Below are 16,419 nucleotides of genomic sequence, written 5' to 3' on the forward strand. Positions count from 1 at the left end.
GGCCCGGTAAGCGCAGCGCCACCGGGCAATTTGCACATTATTTAAATAACGCGTGCACGTTGTTCTGTTTGTAGTTCAGCGTCGGGTCGAGCTCTTCCATGGCGAACGACAGCGCCAGGTAGCGACTCTCCATCAGCGCGGCAAAGTGGGATTTGATCAGCGCGAACAGCATATCTCCCACGTCCTGACGGCTCTCCAGGCTACGCCCGGAGCCGATCTTCAGCGTCATATGGACAAAGGCGTAATCCTGCTTACCGTCGGCCATCTGCCAGGTATCGAGCCAGTGGGCGCGGCTGCGGATCCCGCCGATCGGAAAGATGCCGGTGGCGGCCAGCGCCTCGTTGACTTTGGCGAACAGCCCGGGCAGATCGGCCTGCTCGCGGATGTTGTCGGTACATTCGGCGATAAAATGCGGCATGGGGCCCCCTTACGCCTGCGCCGGCAGCGGGAACACGGCGTTAACCTGGCCGGTGCCGGAGCTGGCGAACAGCTCGGTGATAAACTCCACCTTGCCGTCATATTTATCCCAGCCCAGCAGGCCGAGCAGCATCACCGTGTCGTGCATGTTGCCTTCGCCGTAGCAGTAGTCGGCGTACTCCGGCAGCATGGTGCAGAACTCTTTAAATTTGCCCTCGCGCCACAGCTTCACCACCCGCTCATCCATCTGATGATCGAACTCGCGGGTGTAGCTGTTCATCCCCTCTTCGGCGCGTTGATCGTCGATAAAGCGGTGCGACAGCGAGCCGCTGGCCAGCACCGCCACGGTGCCGTCATATTTCTCAATGGCTTTGAGGATCGCTTCGCCCAGCCTGCGGCTGTCGGCAAAGTCGTGAACGGTACAGAAGGCGGAAATAGACACCACTTTGAAATGCTTATCGCTGTTCATGTAGCGCATCGGCACCAGGGTGCCGTACTCCAGCTTCAGGCTCGGAATATTGTGCGCTTTGGCGCGTACCCCGAGCTTCACCGCCTCGTCGGCGATGAGCTGGCCCAGCTCCGGGTTGCCGTCGTAGTCGTAGGTCATGTCGCGAATAAAATGCGGCAGTTCGTTACTGGTGTAGACGCCCTGGAAATGGTCGGCGCAGTTGATGTGGTAGGCGCTGTTGACCAGCCAGTGGGTGTCGAACACGATGATGGTATCGACGCCCATTTCGCGGCAGCGATTGCCAATTTCTTTATGTCCGTCGATCGCGCCCTGGCGGCAGCCGTGGTTTTTCCCCGGCAGCTCAGACAGATACATCGACGGCACGTGAGTGATTTTTGCTGCTAACGCTAACTTACCCATATCAGACTCCCCATTTCGGGATCGGATGGTCGCCCATCGAGATGCAGACGTTTTTCATTTCGGCGAACACTTCAAAGCTGTACTCGCCGCCTTCGCGGCCGGTGCCGGAGGCCTTCACGCCGCCGAACGGCTGACGCAGGTCGCGCACGTTCTGGGTGTTGACGAACACCATCCCGGCTTCAATACCGCGCGCCAGACGCAGCACTTTGCTGACGTCCTGGGTCCAGATATACGACGCCAGGCCGTATTCCACATCGTTAGCCAGGCGCAGCCCTTCCGCTTCGTCTTTGAACGGCAGCAGGCAGGCGACCGGGCCAAAAATCTCTTCCTGCGCGACGCGCATGCGGTTGTCGACATCCGCCAGCACCGTCGGGCGAAGGAAGTTGCCGGCTTTCAGATGCGCCGGCAAGTCGAACGGCTTATCCGCGCCGCCGGCCAGCAGGGTGGCCCCCTCTTCGATGCCGAGGCGAATGTAACCGGACACTTTCTCCCAGTGCTGTTGGCTAATCAGCGCGCCGACCTGGGTATTCGGATCGGTCGGATCGCCCACGCGCAGGCGGTTGGCGCGCTCGGCGAAGCGCTTGACGAACTCCGGATAAATACTCTGCTGAATAAAGATGCGCGAGCCGGCGGTGCAGCGTTCGCCGTTGATCGAGAAGATGGTGAACAGCGCGGCGTCGAGCGCGCGCTCGATATCGGCATCTTCAAAAATCAGCACCGGCGATTTGCCGCCCAGCTCCATGGAGTACTTTTTCAGGCCGGCGTTTTTCATGATGTTGCGCCCGGTAGCGGTGCCGCCGGTGAAGGAGACGGCGCGCACATCATGATGGCGCACCAGCGCGTCGCCGGCGGTGGCGCCGTACCCCTGCACCACGTTCAGCACGCCGGCCGGGATCCCTGCCTCCAGCGCCAGCTCGCCCAGACGATCGGCGGTCAGCGGCGACAGCTCGGACATTTTCAGCACTGCGGTATTGCCTAAGGCCAGGCACGGCGCCACCTTCCAGGTGGCGGTCATAAACGGCACGTTCCACGGCGACACCAGCGCGCAGACGCCCACCGGCTGCACCAGGGTGTAGTTCAGCATCTTGTCGTCGACGGGGTAGGTTTTGCCGTTCATCTGCTGGCACACTTCGGCGAAAAATTCGAAGTTATGTGACGCCCGCGGGATCAGCACGTTTTTGGTCTGGTGGATCGGCAGGCCGGTATCGGCAGTTTCCATCGCCGCGATCTCCGGGACGTTCTGATCGATCAGATCCCCCAGGCGGCGCATCAGGCGGGCGCGCTCTTTCATCGCCAGGTTAGCCCACTTCGGGAAGGCCGCTTTCGCCGCCGCTACCGCCTGATGGACTTCACTTTCACCGCCGGCGGCGACTTCAGCCAGTACCTCGCCGGTGGCCGGGTTGGTGGTATGAAAATAGTCTGCGCCGGCAACGTTTTTACCGTTGATCCAATGGTTAATTTTTTTCATGACAGTGTCTCCTCATACGCTTGCTGGCTGATGATATGGTTGACCAGGCGGCCCACGCCCTCGACTTCAACGATCACCTCGTCGCCGGGCACCACGTCGGACAGCCCCTTCGGCGTGCCGGTGGCGATCATGTCGCCCGGTTGCAGGGTCATAAATTCGCTTAAGTAAGCGATGAGAAACGGGATGCTGAAGATCAGATCGGCGGTGGTGCCCTGCTGGCGCAGCTCGCCGTTGACCCAGGTGCGCAGCGCCAGATTATGCGGATCCGGGATCGCCTCTTTGCCGACGATCCACGGGCCGATCGGCGTCAGGGTGTCGCGGCTTTTCACCCGCAGGTTCGGCCGATAGTAGTTTTCCAGATAGTCGCGGATCGCGTAGTCGTTGCACACGGTATAGCCGGCGACATAGTCCATGGCCTCGGCTTCGCTGACGCGGCGGGCGGTTTTACCGATCACCACCACCAGTTCGGCTTCGTAGTGCATGTATTCGACGTTATCCGGGCGTACCGACTGCTGCTGGTGGCCAGTAAAGGTGTTTGGCGCTTTGATGAACACCAACGGCTCGGTTGGCGGCTTAAACTCCAGCTCGCTGGCGTGGTCGGCGTAATTCAGCCCCAGCGCGAACAGCGTGCCGTCGGCGGGCGGCAGCCAACGGAATTCACCTCCTTTTAATACCGTGCCATCGTCCAGGCGCACCTGGTCGCGTTCATCGACCAGCACGTCGCGTACCTGTCCCTGCCATTCAATGCGTGCCTGTTTCATGCCAGCTCTCCTTCTGCGACAACCGGGTTTTCCAGCGTCGGGAAACCGTCGGCGAGGATACGTACCCGGTCGCCGGGGCGCAGCGTGACGCGGGAGTGGGGCGTACCGATGAGGATCGCGTCGCCGGGATTGAGGGTGGCGAACTCGCTCAAGGCGCTCAGCAACTGCGCGGCGTTACGCTGCAGATCGCCGGTATGCCAGCTGTCCGCTTCGCGGCCGTTGATTTCGGTGATGATGGTCAGGTTATCGACGTTGCGCACCGGCGACAGCGCGCCGACGGGGCAGAAGCCATCGCGGCACTTGGCCTTGATCGCCGGGCGATAAAAACTCTCTTCCGGCAGGCTGACGTCGTTAGCCAGCGCGTAGCCGGCGATATAGTTCGCCGCCTCTTCTTCCGCCACCTTGCGCGCGGTTTTGCCGACAATCAGCGCCACGGTGGCGCCGCTTTGCACGGTTTCACCCGGCGGATAGGGGATCGCCTCGCCATCGCCAATCACGGTATTGCGCGGCTTGATAAACCAGACCGCGGTTTTCGGCGGCGTCTTGTAGGGGGCCTGTTGAAACGCCTCGCGCCAGGCGTCGAGCTGGCTGCGATGATTGAGCGCAACGGCGAAGATGGTACCTTTCATTCACCACTCCTCTGGGACTGATTTCGGTTTAAAGGGATTTCGTTAATATATTAATGATCATCTTTTATGCTTTGCGCTGAGGTTTAGCAACTGGAAGTGAATGTTTTGTGATCGGATTAACACAATATTTACACATCAATAACTTATTTGTTATTAATCAATGAGTTGAATTGTTTTCAGGGAAAGACTGGTACTTTTCAGGTGCAGAAACCGGTTGTACATGGCAGGATTAACGCTAATTATTAATTTGTTAATAAGTTTTAGATGAGGCCGTTGAGGGGAAACTATGCATGATTCATTAACCATTGCCTTGTTGCAGGCGCGTGAAGCGGCGATGGCCTACTTTCGACCGATCGTTAAACGACACAATCTCACCGAACAGCAGTGGCGGATCGTGCGGATCCTCGCCGAACGTCCGTCGATGGATTTTCACGATCTGGCTTTTCGCGCCTGTATCCTGCGCCCCAGTCTGACCGGTATTTTGACGCGTATGGAGCGGGATGGGCTGGTGCTGCGCCTGAAGCCGGTCAACGATCAGCGCAAGCTATACGTCTCGCTGACGCCTGCCGGAACCGCGCTGTACGAAAGCGCCCAGGCGGAGGTGGAAGAAACCTATCGCCTGCTGGAGGCTCAGTTCACCACGGAAAAGCTGCAGCAACTGACCTCGCTGCTGGAGGAGTTTATTGCGCTTGGCGTCCCTGCCGGGCGCGGTGATGAAGAAGAGTAGCGGTTACGGCTCGGCATTCAGTCTGGCGAGGGTAATAAGCGTTTCCGCGCGGGCGGGGGACAGCGGCTCTCTCGGCTGCGGCAGCGGCCAGCCATACAGCCAGCGGGCGCTGGCGGCGCAGGTGCGCCCCTGACAGGCGCCCATTCCGCAGCGCTGGGTCAGTTTGGCCTGCAGCCAGTCGTCGGCGGCAGCCACGTCGCCGCAGCGCACATCTTCGCAACGGCACAGCAGGCTCTCCGGCGTCGCCGCGTTTTTCAACGACTCCGCCAGCTGGAAGGTGCGGTTGATAGCCGCGGCGAAGCGCTGCCAGCGGGCGCGACGGGCAAATCGCGCCTGGGCCTGCTGGCTGGCACCGGCGGCGGCATACCCGGCGATTTCGCCCTCTACCAGCGCCAGCTCGCTCCCGCCGAAACCGGTGCACTCCCCGGCGGCGTAGACATCCGCGATGCTGGTCTCCTGCCAGCGGTTAACCTGGATCGCCTCCTGCGCCGTGGCGCAACCGAACAGCAGCCCCGTCTCGATATTGGGCACCAGTCCGTAGCCGATGGCCAGCCGATCGCAGGCGATAGTCCGCTCGACGCCGCGCTGGCGCAATGTCACGGCCTCCAGCCGCGTTGTGCCGTGGGCGCGGATCGCCTGGGCGCCGCTAAGATAGCCTTTCGGGGCCAGCGTCGCTAACTGGCGCAGCTTCTGCGGCCAGCGCCACAGCCCGCTGGCGAAGCGCAGCAGCGCCGGGAGCGCCGCTTGCTCAATGATATTCGTTACCTGGCCTCCGGCCTTATTCACCGTATCCGCCACCGCCAGCAGCAGCGGGCCGCTGCCGGCAATCACCACCTTTTCTCCTTTCAGCGACAGGCCCTGCTTGATCTGCGCCTGCAGGCCGCCCGCGCCGGTCACGCCGGGTAAGGTCCAGCCGGGAAAGGGCAGCGACAGCTCGCGCGCACCGCAGCAGAGGATCAGTTTCTGCCAGTCAACCACGCCCCCGCCGTCGGCGGTTTCAAACAGCACGCTGCGCGCGGAGGGGCGGGCAATCAGCCGCGCGCCGTTCACCATCCGGATGGCGGCAGACGCGGCGATGGCGTCGCGGTAGCGCCGGGCCAGGGCGGGCAGCGTCGTCTGCGGGCCGGCGCGCCAGATTTGCCCGCCGGGTGCGGGGTTATCGTCGAGAATAATGACCTGCTTATTGCAGGCGGCGGCAGAGAGCGCGGCCGCCATGCCGGCGGGGCCGGCGCCGAGGATTAAAATGTCACAGCGCAGCGTGTGCATAGCGGCTCCTTTCTATTTGCATGCCGGCCCGGCACAGGGTCTGGCAGGCCAGCACCCGCCGGCCGTCGACGGTGATCCGGCACTCCTGGCAGATCCCCATGCCGCAAAACGGCGCGCGGGGGTCGCCGTTAACCGCCTGGCGGGTGGTGGGATCGCCGGTCAACGCCAGCGCCGCCGCCACGCTGATCCCTTCCGGCACCGTCAGCGCTTCGCCATCGACGGTGATAGTGAGCGTGTTATTCATGCGATCGCCTCCTGATGATACAGACGGGTCGGGAGCCAGGCCTCAGGCGCCAGCGGGCAGCGTTCACCGAGGATCTGCGCCGCCAGCAGCTCAGCCGTCGCCGGGGCAGTGGTGACGCCCAGCCCTTCATGGCCCAGCGCCAGCCATACACCGCGGCGCGTGGGATGCGGGCCAATCAGCGGATTGCCATCCTGTGAGGCGGCGCGCAGGCCGCTCCAGCAGCGGATGATATTCAGCGTCGCCAGCGCCGGCACAAAATGGCGGGCGCGATCGAGCATCAGCCCCAGCAAGGGGAGATCCAGCTGGCGCTCGCGGTTATCAAACTGGCGCGACGAGCCAATCAGCAGCTGGCCGGTGGGCCGCGGCTGCAGGTTAAAGGCCACCGAGGTGCCGCCGCCGTGGGCGCTGGCGCCGTAACCCAGTTCAACCAGCTGGTGATGCACCCGCGGTCCGTAGCGATCGGTTATCGCCAGTTGGCCTTTTTTCGGCCGCAGCCAGTTTTCCGCTAACAGCGCGTTGGCTTCAAGTCCGCAGGCCACCACGATGGCCCGCGCCTGTAGCCGTTTGCCGCTGGCGAGCTGTACCTGTGGTTCGGTAATCGCCTGCGCGCTGTCGTGCAGGCAGGTGAGATGGTCTCCGGCATCGGCCACCAGCCAGCGGGCGACGTTCGGCGCGTAGACGATACCATCGCCGGGCACCCATAGCCCGCCGGCCAGCCCGCTGCGCAGCAGCGGTTCGCGCCCGGCGATCTGCTGCGGGGTCTGCAGCTCGCTGTGGACCTGATAGCCTGCCAGCCGCCGCTGTTTTTCGCCCGCGACGGCCATCTCTTCTTCGCTATCCGCCAGCCACAGCGTGCCGCAGCCGCGCCAGGCGCAAGCGTCGGGCATCCGCGGCGTGATGGCGCGCCAGCGCGCCAGCGACCACGCCGACAGCGCCAGTTCGGCGGGGTCGTCATCCATGCACACCAGATGGCCCATACCGGCCGCTGTCGCGCCGGGCTGACCGTCGTCGATAAGCGTCACGCTCTGCCCCCGCTTCGCCAGCTGCCACGCACAGGCGGCGCCGATGATCCCGGCGCCGATCACGATGACATCGCACGACTTCACGGGGCGATCCCCCAGCAAAAGGGATCGTCCGGGTTGAGGATCAACTGATTATCGCCGCACACCCAGGCTTCGCCGCGGATCGTGGGGATGATGCCCGCGGCGGCGCGCTGGTAGCTGGCGGTAAACTGGCTGCCGATGATGCTGGCCTGGCGCCAGATCGCTCCCGGCTGCAGTTTGCCATCCTGCGCCAGGCAGGCCAGCTTGGCGCTGGTGCCGGTGCCGCACGGCGAACGATCCCAGGCCTTTCCCGGACAGAGTACGAAGCTGCGGCTGTCGGCGGCATCGTCATCGGCGAACAGCTCGATATGATCGATAACGCCGCCGTCGTCGCCGCGGATCCCCGCGGCTTCCAGCCCCTCACGCACCGCCCAGGCGTAGTCGGTGAGCTGTGGGATGTGCTCCGGGGTAATGGCGAACGGGTGATCGTTGATCAGGAAAAACCAGTTGCCGCCCCAGGCAATATCGCCGACGACGGGGCCGAGCGCGGTCTCCACGCGGACCTGCTTTTTCCAGCGGCGGGCCGGGACGTTTTGCACCGATACGCTGCCATCGTCGTGCAACGTTGCGCTTACGTCGCCGACCGGGGTTTCAATCAGATGTACGCCTGGCTGGATACGGCCAAGCCACGCCAGCGAGGCGATAAGCCCGATGGTGCCGTGGCCGCACATATTCAGAAAACCGGCGTTGTTGAAGAAAATGACGCCAGCGGTGGCCGCCGCCGAGACCGGCTGGCACAGCAGCGCGCCGACCAGCACATCGTTGCCGCGCGGTTCGAGAATCACCGCCTGACGCCAGCGATCGAAGTCACGGGCGAAACGGTCGCGGCGCTGCGCCATGCTGCCGCCGCCGAGGTCGGGGAAGCCGTCAACGATCAGGCGGGTGGGTTCGCCGCCGGTGTGTGAATCAATGGCTCTCAGCGCAATAGGGGGGCGTGGCGCGGTCATTCTGCTCTCCGAAAGTTAACAACATGTTTCATCATGCTGGCGCAACCCGGGGCGGGCGGCTTGAGCACTTTCGGCAGAGATAATGACGAAATCGGCATAATCGTGCCGGGGTGATGTGCATACGTTGCATAGTTATTTCTTATTAATCATTTGGTTAATGGCGTGGTAAACCGAAAGTGGCGATTGCGCCAGTGGATAAACCAGGGGAAGGCGTAAAGCGGATCCAGGATCGCAAAACCGGCGGTTACCGCTTGAGGTGTTAACAGGAAGTGAATAAATATCCTTCGGTCACTTACCATGAGGAAGCCCTATGATCGGTGTTTCTGAAGCGGCGCCGCCGCGCGCTGTTAATCAACCGGAGCTGGCGGTCGATGAGCTGAGCCAGATCTGCGAAGGGCTGGCGCGCCAGCGGCCGGAGAATATGCCGGCGCTGCTCAATGCCCTGGCGCTGATCGCCCCCCTGCTCAATGCCATCCCCAACGTGGTCTTTTTTATCAAAGACCGCGAGGCGCGTTATCTGCTGGCGAACCTGACGCTGGCCCGCCGCTGCGGTTTCAAAACCGTCTCCTCGCTGCTGGGGAAAACCTCCGCCGACGTCTTTCCTTCCACGCTGGGGCAGGGGTACACCGAACAGGATCTTCGGGTATTACGGGAGGGCGTGACCCTGCGCGACCAGCTGGAAATGCATCTCTACAATGGCCGGGAACGAGGCTGGTGCCTGACGCAGAAGCTGGCGCTGCGCGATGTCCGCGGTCAGGTGATCGGCATGGCCGGGATCTCTCACGATCTGCAGGAGGCCCACGCCCGCCATCCGGCGTGGCAGCGGCTGGCGATCGTCGACGATCATATCCGGCGCCACTATCACCGGCCGATCGCCATGGAAGAGTTGACCGCCCTAAGCGGGATGTCGATTGCGCAGATCGAGCGCTACTGCAAGCGGATCTTTCATCTCACCCCGCGGCAGATGATCCACAAAGTGCGTCTGGAAAAAGCCACCGAACTGCTGGCCGGCGATACGCCGATTACCGATATCGCCTTGCAGTGCGGCTATACCGATCACAGCGCCTTCAGCCGCCAGTTCAAAGCGATGACCGGCTCGACGCCGCGCGATTTTCGCCTGACGCTGCAGGGATAACGGCTGGCTCACACTTTTGTCGACTGTGCTAATTTCGTCATCGGATTAAGGGAAAACCGACAAGCCGCCGGTTCCGCGACGCGTCAATCTGTCAGTGAATATTCACCAATCATTCACCTCGACTTAACAAAATGACGACAAGGAACCGAGCATGAGCAATAAAGCGATTCACTGGAGCGGCGTATTCCCGGCGGTTAGCACGCAGTTTCGTAGCGATTACTCCCTCGATTTAGACGCCACCCACGCGGTGATGAAAAACCTGGTCAAAGATGGCGTTTCCGGGCTGGTGGTGTGTGGCAGCGTCGGGGAGAACACCTCCCTGAGCACTGATGAAAAATTGCAGATTATCGAAGTGGCGAAAGATGCCGCCGGCGGCAAAATTCCGGTGATCGCCGGGGTGGCCGAGTTCACCACCGCCTTTGCCCAGAAGATGGCGAAAGAGGCGGAGCGCGTCGGCGTGGACGGGATCATGGTGATGCCGGCGCTGGTCTACTCCTCAAAACCGCATGAAACCGCCGCCCACTTCCGCAGCGTGGCCACCGCCACCGACCTGCCGATCATGGTCTACAACAACCCGCCGATATACAAAAACGACGTGACGCCGGACATTCTCGCCACCCTGACCGATTGCGACAACATCGTCTGCTTTAAAGACTCCTCCGGCGATACCCGCCGCTTTATCGACCTGCGTAACACCGTTGGCGATCGCTTCGTGCTGTTTGCCGGGCTGGATGACGTGGTGGTGGAAAGTATCGCCGTCGGCGCGGAAGGGTGGATCTCCGGAATGTCCAACGCCTTCCCGCGCGAAGGGGAAACGTTATTCCGTCTCGCCCGCCAACAGCGTTACGAAGAGGCGATGGCGCTGTACCGCTGGTTCATGCCGCTGCTGCATCTCGATGCGCGTCCGGATCTGGTGCAGTGCATCAAGCTGTGCGAAGAGCTACTCGGACGCGGCAGCGCCGTGACCCGTCCGCCGCGTCTGGCGCTGGAAGGGGAAACGCGCCAGCAGGTGGTGGCGATCGTGGAACAGGCGCTGGCGACTCGTCCAGCCCTGCCGGACGTCGGCCTCTGAACCCAGGAGTCAGTATGAATGCATCTCAGACCATGGCGGGACGGCAGTTTATTGCCGGCCGCCGCGTTGCCAGCGGCGAGGCGACGCTATTGAGCCTGCGGGCGGTGGATGGGGAAGCCACCGGCCATCGCTTTTATCCGGCTTCACGCGAGGAGGCCGCCCAGGCCGCGGAGGCGGCACAGCAGGCGTTTGCCGTTTATTCACAAACCACGCCGCAGCAGCGGGCGCGCTTTCTCTGCGCCATTGCCGATGAGCTGGACGCGCTGGGGGAAGCGTTTTTTGCACTAGCCGAACAGGAGACCGCGCTGCCGCTGGCGCGGCTGCAGGGCGAGCGGGCGCGCACCAGCGGCCAGCTGCGGATGTTTGCTGGCGTGATCCAGCGCGGGGATACCTTCGCCGCCCGTATTGATACTGCCTTAGCCGACCGTCAACCGCTGCCGCGCCCGGACCTGCGCCAGTATCAGCAGGCGTTAGGGCCGGTGGCAGTGTTTGGCGCCAGCAACTTTCCGCTGGCCTTTTCCACCGCTGGCGGCGATACCGCCTCGGCGCTGGCGGCGGGCTGCCCGGTGGTGGTGAAGGCCCATCCGGGCCATATGGCCACCGCCGAGCTGACCGCTGAAGCGATCGTCCGGGCGGTCGCGCGATGCGGGTTACCCGGCGGCGTCTTCAATATGATTTTCGGGACTGATATCGGCGCCGAATTAGTCCGCCATCCGGCGATTCAGGCCGTTGGCTTTACCGGCTCACTGGCCGGCGGTAAGGCGCTGTATCAACTGGCGCAGCAGCGTTCGCAGCCAATCCCGCTGTTTGCTGAAATGTCGGCGATTAACCCGCTGATTATTCTACCGCAGGCGCTGCAGACGCGGGCCGAGGCGCTGGCGAACGAGCTGGTGGCGTCATTCACCCTCGGCGGCGGCCAGTTCTGTACCCGTCCGGGGCTGATTCTGGCGCTGCGCGGCGCCGGGCTGGAACGCTTTAAGTCGGCGCTGTGCGCGGCGGTAGCGGGCTCTGCGCCGCAGGTGTTGCTCAATGCGCCGACTCTCCAGCACTACCGCCAGGGCGTGGCGGCCCTGGCGGCGCACCCGCGTATCGAGAGGCTGGCGAGCGGCCTCGCCGCCGGCGCCGGGCAGGCGCAAACCCAGCTGTGGCAGGCTCAGGTCGAGGATCTGCTGGCGCAGGATACGCTGCTGCAGACCGAAGTTTTCGGCCCGCTATCGTTGCTGGTGGAAGTGGACGACGCGGTCCAGCTACAGGCGGTGGTGAAAGCGCTGCAGGGACAGCTCACCGCGACGCTGCACGCGGAAGCGGACGACGGCCCGCTGGCGGCCAACCTGCTACCGCTGCTGTGCGAGAAGGCCGGACGGGTGCTGTTTAACGGTTATCCCACCGGCGTGGAAGTGTGCGATGCGATGGTCCACGGCGGCCCGTGGCCGGCGACGACCGATGCGCGCGGAACGTCGGTCGGCAGCCGGGCGATTGAGCGTTTTCTGCGCCCGGTCTGCCTGCAGAATGCGCCGGCCGCCCTGTTACCGCCGGCGCTGCAGGATGCGAACCCTTTGAACCTGCTGCGCCTGGTCAACGGCCAGTGGACCCGGGAAGCGATTTCCTCCTCTCATTGACGCAAGGGCATCACCATGACCATTCACACTACGCATAACAGTCAAACCCGCGTTGCTGAGTCGGGTAAGTTTAAAAAACAGCTGACCCTGACCGACCTCACCTTTATCGGCCTGGGCGCGATTTTCGGCTCGGGATGGTTATTCGCCGCCAGCCACGTCGCATCCATTGCCGGTCCGGCCGGGATCGCGTCGTGGGTGATCGGCGGCTTTGCGGTACTGCTGCTGGGGATTGTCTACTGTGAGCTGGGGGCGGCGCTGCCGCGCGCCGGCGGCATTATCCGCTACCCGGTCTTTTCCCACGGCGAGCTGATGGGCTATCTGCTGGGGTTCATCACCCTGATCGCCTTCTCCAGCCTGATCTCGATAGAAATCGTCGCCGCCCGGCAATACGCCGCGGCCTGGTTTCCGGTGCTGACCCAGCCGGGCTCCAGCTCGCCGACGCTGCTGGGGTGGGTAGTGCAGTTCCTGCTGCTCTGTTTCTTCTTTGCGCTGAATTACTACAGCGTCAAGACCTTCGCCCGCTCGAACAACTTCATCAGCGTGCTCAAGTTTCTGGTGCCGCTGCTGGTGGTGGTGACGCTGTTCGCCTTCTTTAAACCGGAGAACCTGCACGCGCAGGGCATTGCGCCGTTCGGTATGTCCGGGGTGGAAGCGGCGATCAGCGCCGGAGGGATTATCTTCGCCTATCTGGGACTGACGCCGATTATCTCGGTGGCCAGCGAAGTGCAAAAGCCGCAGCGGACTATCCCTATTGCGTTGATTTTATCAGTGGTGCTGTCAACGATTATCTACGTGCTGCTGCAGCTGGCGTTCCTTGGCAGTATCCCCACCGAGATGCTGACCGGCGGTTGGGCCGAGGTGAGCAAACAGTTCTCGCTGCCGTATCGCGATATCGCCATTACCCTCGGCATGGGCTGGCTGGCCTTTATGGTCATTAGCGATGCGATCATCTCCCCGAGCGGCACCGGCAATATCTACATGAACGCGACGCCGCGGGTGATCTACGGCTGGGCGAAGGCGGGCACCTTCTTTAAAGCCTTTACCCATATCGATAAAGCGTCCGGTATTCCGCGCCCGGCGCTGTGGCTGACCTTCGGGCTGTCGATTTTCTGGACGCTGCCATTCCCCTCATGGGAACAGTTAATTAGCGTGGTGTCGGCTGCCCTGGTGCTGAGCTACGCCATCGCCCCGGTGACCGCCGCCGGGCTGCGCCGCAACGCCCCGGATCTGCCGAGGCCGTTCCGCGTGCGCGCCTTCGCCATCATCGGCCCGGTGTCGTTTATGGTCTCGGCTCTGATCGTCTACTGGTCCGGCTGGAATACGCTCTCGTGGCTGCTGGGGCTGCAGATCGTGATGTTTGTGGTGTACGTGATGTGCAAAGGCAAGGTGCCGGAACATACCGTGAGCCTGGCGCAGCAGGTGAAGTCTTCGCTGTGGCTGATCGCTTTTTATGCGTTGATTATCCTCTTTTCCTGGCTGGGCAGCTTCGGCGGGCTTAATGTTATTGGTCACCCCTGGGATACGGTGCTGGTGGCGGCAATGTCGCTGGGGATTTATTACTGGGGCGCGCGCAGCTGTCTGCCGCAGGCTAATTTTAGCGGAGACGAAGAAGAGTAAAGGAGAACAGTATGGAGTCGGTAACTCTATCGTTACCAGAAGCTTATGACCTGGCGCTGGCGGTGCTCAGCGCCAATGGATTCAGCGCCGACCACGCGGCGGCCATCGCCCGTAACGTGGCTGCCGGGGAGCGCGACGGCTGCGCTTCCCACGGCCTGTGGCGGCTGTTGGGCATTGTCGATACCTTACGTAAAGGTAAGGTATCGCCTGATGCCGAGCCGCAGATCCACGACCAGGCGCCGGCGATTGTGCGGGCGGATGCAGGGGGCGCCTTTTCGCTGCTGGCCTACGAGCGCGCGCTGCCGCAGCTGCTGGAGAAAGCGCGGCACAGCGGCATTGCGGCGCTGGCGATTAACCGCTGCGTCCATTTTTCCGCGCTGTTTGCCGATATTGAGCCGTTGACCGAGGCAGGGCTGGTGGGGCTAGCCTGTACGCCAAGCCACGCCTGGGTCGCCCCGGCGGGCGGCACCCGTCCGCTGTTCGGCACCAACCCTATCGCCTTTGGCTGGCCGCGGCGGGACAAGCCGCCGTTTATTGTTGATATGGCGACCAGCGCCGCGGCGCGCGGCGAGATCCAGTTGCATCAGCGCGCCGGCAAAGCGCTACCGGAAGGGTGGGGAATCGACAGCCAGGGGCAGCCGACCACCGATGCCACAGAGGTGCTGAACGGCGCGATGTTAACCTTCGGCGGCCATAAGGGCTCGGCGCTGGCGGCAATGGTTGAGCTGCTGGCCGGGCCGCTTATCGGCGATATGACCAGCGCCGAATCGCTGGCGTGGGATAACGGCGCGGGCGGTTTACCCTACGGCGGAGAGCTGATTCTGGCGCTGGATCCGCAGCGCTTTCTCGGCGAGCAGGCACAAGAGCAGCTGGCGCGCGCCGAAACCCTGTTCAGCGGGATGCAGGAGCAAGGGGCACGGTTACCGGGCGAGCGGCGGTTCGCCTGTCGCCAGCAGAGTGAGCAGCAGGGAGTGGCTATCAGCCGCGCCTTATATGATGAGATTTGCGCCTTGCGGCCGTAGCAAAGCGCAGAGCGCGGCGGGGCCGAACATCAGAGCGCCAGGCGCATGGCGCAGCGCGTCTCCGGCGGCAGGCCGTGCCGGGTCTCCTGTTCTCTTTTCGCCGCCAGCCCGGCGGGCAGGGTCAGTTCATCGAGCATGGCGAATCCCAGACGGGTATAAAACGGCGCATTCCACGGCACGTCGCGGAAGGTGGTGAGGGTCACCGCCGGGTAAGCCATTTGCCGGGCGCCGTCGATAACCTGCTCCAGCAGCATCCGCCCGATGCCCTGATGCTGCCAGGCCTGGTGGACGGCGACTTCGACGATAAATAAGGCATCGTCGAGCGGTTCGGTCAGAATAAAGCCAATCGGCTGCCCGGCGGCTTCCGCCAGCAGGCTATGCTCGGTTTCCAGATAATCATGATGACGCGCAACGCTAATCACCTCGCTGTCCGCCAGCCAGGCGAGAGCGGGGATCTGACGAAAAGCCTGAGCGGCGGAACGTTCAATGGCCGGCAGAAGGGCGATATCACTCTCCTCGGTCAGGCGTAATCCGGCACCGGCAGTTATAGTGTTAGTTTTCATCACCTCAGCATAGCAGCCTTCGGGAGAAAAGTATGGAGCTGACCGCCGTTCCCGCCACGCAGTTCAGCAGCGTGCAGTTAACGGATATTCTTAACGCCTGTTTTGCAGACTATCTGGTACCGGTGACCCAGTCGGTGGAGGGATTTGTTCAGCGCTTTAGCGCCGAGGGGATGAGCCTGATCGATTCCCGCGTCTGGCTGGCCGGAGATGAACCGGCGGCGATCGCGATCGTCGCGCGTCGGGGGAATATGGCTCGCCTGGCGGCCTTTGCCCTGCGTCCGGCCTGGCGCGGCAAAGGTCTTGCACGGAAATTGATGCAGGAGCTGCTGATGCTTCTGCAGCAGCAGGAGATCGAGGCGGTTTCCCTGGAGGTGATCCGCGATAACCATGTGGCCGTCGCGCTGTATCAGTCGTTAGGCTTTACGCGGCGCTATGGGCTCTGCGGCTACCTGAGCGCAGAGCCTCAGGCTGCGGCGCCAGGCGTGTTACAGCCTTATCCCACCCTGGCGCTGCTTAGACGCGCCGTTGAGGAGAGTAACAGTCAGCTCCCCTGGCTGATGGATCCGCTTACCTTCGCCACCCTGCCATGCCGCGTCGTGACGCTGGAACAGCGCGCCTTCGCGGTACTGGGCACCTCGGGTTCACGGCCTGTACTGCAGTTTTTATGGGTTGAACCCGCCGCCCGTCGCCAGGGGCTGGCACGGGCGCTGCTGATGGCGCTGGCGCAGCAGTTCCCGGGTATCGGCACTTCGGTGACGGTCCCGGAAACCTTTACGCCGCTGTTTGCCACGGCGGGATATTCACCGCTATCGCTGCAGCAGTATGAAATGACGATGGAGTTGACCGCAGCAAAGTTCGCTTAAGCGGGAGTGTGCGCTGGGCCGCAAAAAACAGCACGGGGCGCCGATAAGCCTCTCTTTTGCCGCATCATATCTCTTCGTAATGGCGACGAGGGGGATGT

Annotated in this window: 15 protein-coding genes and 2 pseudogenes; 7 read left to right on the plus strand and 10 right to left on the minus strand. The window is 62.8% G+C overall.

The genetic code is table 11. The features are described from left to right. Positions 1 to 37: 37 nt before the first annotated feature. From CE636_RS18370 to CE636_RS28815, 5 genes and pseudogenes are all read right to left on the minus strand, one after another. Complete coding sequence (locus tag CE636_RS18370) at positions 38 to 418, minus strand: 5-carboxymethyl-2-hydroxymuconate Delta-isomerase (protein WP_017899124.1); 381 nt, start codon at positions 416 to 418, stop codon at positions 38 to 40. Positions 419 to 427: 9 nt separating this feature from the next. Then, on the minus strand, positions 428 to 1,285 hold the full coding sequence (gene hpaD, locus CE636_RS18375) for a 3,4-dihydroxyphenylacetate 2,3-dioxygenase (protein WP_017899123.1): 858 nt from the start codon (positions 1,283 to 1,285) through the stop codon (positions 428 to 430). A gap of 1 nt (position 1,286) precedes the next feature. Beyond that, positions 1,287 to 2,753 carry a 5-carboxymethyl-2-hydroxymuconate semialdehyde dehydrogenase gene (gene hpaE, locus CE636_RS18380; protein WP_017899122.1) on the minus strand — a complete coding sequence of 489 codons (1,467 nt, stop codon included), beginning with the start codon at positions 2,751 to 2,753 and terminating at the stop codon, positions 1,287 to 1,289. Next, positions 2,750 to 4,143, minus strand: a pseudogene (locus CE636_RS29685) (fumarylacetoacetate hydrolase family protein). Before CE636_RS29685 ends, hpaE begins: the two are co-directional and overlap by 4 nt. 57 nt (positions 4,144 to 4,200) lie before the next feature. Next, positions 4,201 to 4,365, minus strand: a pseudogene (locus tag CE636_RS28815) (hypothetical protein). A 64-nt stretch (positions 4,366 to 4,429) separates the two neighbouring features. On the opposite strand from CE636_RS28815, the gene hpaR reads away from it, so the two are divergent. After that, the gene (gene hpaR, locus CE636_RS18395) at positions 4,430 to 4,870 is read left to right on the plus strand and encodes a homoprotocatechuate degradation operon regulator HpaR (protein ID WP_002887503.1); all 441 of its coding nucleotides are present in this window, start codon (positions 4,430 to 4,432) and stop codon (positions 4,868 to 4,870) included. Between the two features lie 3 nt (positions 4,871 to 4,873). On the opposite strand, the gene CE636_RS18400 is transcribed toward hpaR, so the two are convergent. From CE636_RS18400 to CE636_RS18415, 4 genes are read right to left on the minus strand one after another with little or no spacing between them, the layout of a single operon-like run. Beyond that, entirely contained in the window at positions 4,874 to 6,136 is a 1,263-nt protein-coding gene (locus tag CE636_RS18400) for an FAD-dependent oxidoreductase (protein WP_017899120.1), read from the minus strand. Beyond that, on the minus strand, positions 6,117 to 6,380 hold the full coding sequence (locus tag CE636_RS18405) for a (2Fe-2S)-binding protein (RefSeq protein ID WP_017899119.1): 264 nt from the start codon (positions 6,378 to 6,380) through the stop codon (positions 6,117 to 6,119). Before CE636_RS18405 ends, CE636_RS18400 begins: the two co-directional genes overlap by 20 nt. Then, a complete protein-coding gene (locus CE636_RS18410; protein WP_017899118.1) occupies positions 6,377 to 7,486 on the minus strand; it encodes an NAD(P)/FAD-dependent oxidoreductase in 1,110 nt (369 codons plus the stop codon). Before CE636_RS18410 ends, CE636_RS18405 begins: the two co-directional genes overlap by 4 nt. Then, on the minus strand, positions 7,483 to 8,430 hold the full coding sequence (locus CE636_RS18415; protein ID WP_004204193.1) for a 4-hydroxyproline epimerase: 948 nt from the start codon (positions 8,428 to 8,430) through the stop codon (positions 7,483 to 7,485). The genes CE636_RS18410 and CE636_RS18415 overlap by 4 nt, the downstream gene beginning before the upstream one ends. A gap of 310 nt (positions 8,431 to 8,740) precedes the next feature. On the opposite strand from CE636_RS18415, the gene CE636_RS18420 reads away from it, so the two are divergent. The 5 genes from CE636_RS18420 to CE636_RS18440 all read left to right on the plus strand — a co-directional run bounded on the left by CE636_RS18420 (position 8,741) and on the right by CE636_RS18440 (position 14,895). After that, complete coding sequence (locus CE636_RS18420; RefSeq protein ID WP_017899117.1) at positions 8,741 to 9,565, plus strand: AraC family transcriptional regulator; 825 nt, start codon at positions 8,741 to 8,743, stop codon at positions 9,563 to 9,565. Between the two features lie 151 nt (positions 9,566 to 9,716). After that, positions 9,717 to 10,637 (plus strand): dihydrodipicolinate synthase family protein, encoded by a 921-nt coding sequence (locus CE636_RS18425; protein ID WP_004204197.1) that lies wholly within the window; start codon positions 9,717 to 9,719, stop codon positions 10,635 to 10,637. A 14-nt stretch (positions 10,638 to 10,651) separates the two neighbouring features. Continuing rightward, entirely contained in the window at positions 10,652 to 12,256 is a 1,605-nt protein-coding gene (locus CE636_RS18430; protein ID WP_017899116.1) for an aldehyde dehydrogenase (NADP(+)), read from the plus strand. Positions 12,257 to 12,271: 15 nt separating this feature from the next. Continuing rightward, positions 12,272 to 13,873, plus strand: coding sequence for an APC family permease (locus CE636_RS18435; RefSeq protein WP_017899115.1), 1,602 nt, complete (start codon positions 12,272 to 12,274; stop codon positions 13,871 to 13,873). 11 nt (positions 13,874 to 13,884) lie between these two features. Next, entirely contained in the window at positions 13,885 to 14,895 is a 1,011-nt protein-coding gene (locus CE636_RS18440) for an Ldh family oxidoreductase (RefSeq protein ID WP_017899114.1), read from the plus strand. Between the two features lie 29 nt (positions 14,896 to 14,924). Here the strand turns inward: CE636_RS18440 and CE636_RS18445 are convergent, their stop codons facing one another. Next, complete coding sequence (locus CE636_RS18445) at positions 14,925 to 15,458, minus strand: GNAT family N-acetyltransferase (protein ID WP_017899113.1); 534 nt, start codon at positions 15,456 to 15,458, stop codon at positions 14,925 to 14,927. 32 nt (positions 15,459 to 15,490) lie between these two features. Between CE636_RS18445 and CE636_RS18450 the strand changes: the two genes are divergently transcribed. After that, positions 15,491 to 16,321: a GNAT family N-acetyltransferase gene (locus CE636_RS18450; RefSeq protein ID WP_017899112.1), complete on the plus strand. Its 831-nt coding sequence runs from the start codon at positions 15,491 to 15,493 to the stop codon at positions 16,319 to 16,321. Positions 16,322 to 16,419 lie beyond the last annotated feature (98 nt).

Source organism: Klebsiella sp. LY (assembly GCF_004010915.1).
Taxonomy (GTDB): domain Bacteria; phylum Pseudomonadota; class Gammaproteobacteria; order Enterobacterales; family Enterobacteriaceae; genus Klebsiella; species Klebsiella quasipneumoniae.